The 1,117-nt window shown below is 38.4% G+C and carries 1 protein-coding gene and 1 pseudogene; both read right to left on the bottom strand.

Annotation, left to right across the window (positions count from 1 at the left end; translation table 11 throughout):
- Nucleotides 1-524 (bottom strand): annotated as a pseudogene (locus tag ACFIK8_RS09820) (phosphate starvation-inducible protein PhoH); the annotation flags it as partial.
- Nucleotides 525-601: 77 nt separating this feature from the next.
- Nucleotides 602-1,117 (bottom strand): radical SAM protein (locus ACFIK8_RS09815; RefSeq protein ID WP_375669314.1); only part of this gene is annotated, 516 nt, incomplete at its 5' end.

Raw genomic sequence — 1,117 nt, 5'->3', positions numbered from 1 at the left:
GTTCCTGCTGGCCCTACACCAAAAACAAGTTCAGTGTGTTCCATTGCACGTATATAAGCATCTTGTGTTGAGGTTCGGGCATGGATTGTTTTTTTATGGGTACTCAACCGTGCTGGTATACGTTTTGTTGCAGGTTGTTTTGTTGTTGGCGATTCTTGCTGTTTATGTAGCAAATTTGCCATGGCAATCGCTCCTTCTATATCCGATAAAGTGAGCTCTGGATATGTTTTAACGCGTTCATAAAGCTGCTGTAATACATATTGTGCGTGCTTTATAGCAGCAATATTTCCACGGATTAAAATTTCATTACCACGTGGATGAATGCTAAGTCCGAGTTTTTGTTCTATATAAGCAAGATTTTCGTCGAGTTTACCAAAAACCGCTTTTGCATATTGATTGTTTTCAAAAATTAAAACAACATTTTTAACATCTGCTGCGTTTGCTTTTCTCAAGATACCAGTATTTTCAGGATAGGTACTTATTTTCTCTTTAACGCACTTTATTTTTTCGGTTGAAGCTTTCAACCTATTCTCCCATATCCACCAAATGTTGCACATTTTCTTGAGTAAACTTTGTTTTGAACGAGATGTCAGAGGTCTCTTTATACATTTGCTATTTCACCGACAAAACTGTTTGAGCCTGCATTTTTAATATGGATGGACATCACTGTGCCCGTAGAAGCCTCTGTATCTACTACAACAGGTAAAAGCCAAGGTGAACGGCCTACCATTTGCCCAGAGTGACGTCCAACTTTTTCGATGAGAACATCGGTTGTTTGACCAATTTTAGAGCGCAAAAATGCATTTTGCTGTTCAAGAAGAAGAACCTGTAAATGTTGGAGCCGGGCATCTTTTACAGCTTCATCAACATGATTTTTCATTGTTGCACCAATTGTTCCAGGGCGAGGTGAATACTTAAAAGAATAGGCTGAACTGTATTGCACTTGTTTAATAAGTTTAACGGTTTCTTCAAAGTCTTCATCTGTTTCTCCTGGAAATCCCACAATAAAATCGCCTGAAAAAGCAATATCGGGTCGTGCAGTACGGATTTTTTCGATAAGATGAAGATAATGAATGCTTTTATGTTGGCGATTCATCGCTTTTAAGATGCGATCTGA

It is taken from the genome of Bartonella sp. MR168JLCBS (assembly GCF_042194175.1).
This window is presented reverse-complemented; position numbering and strand designations above follow the sequence as displayed.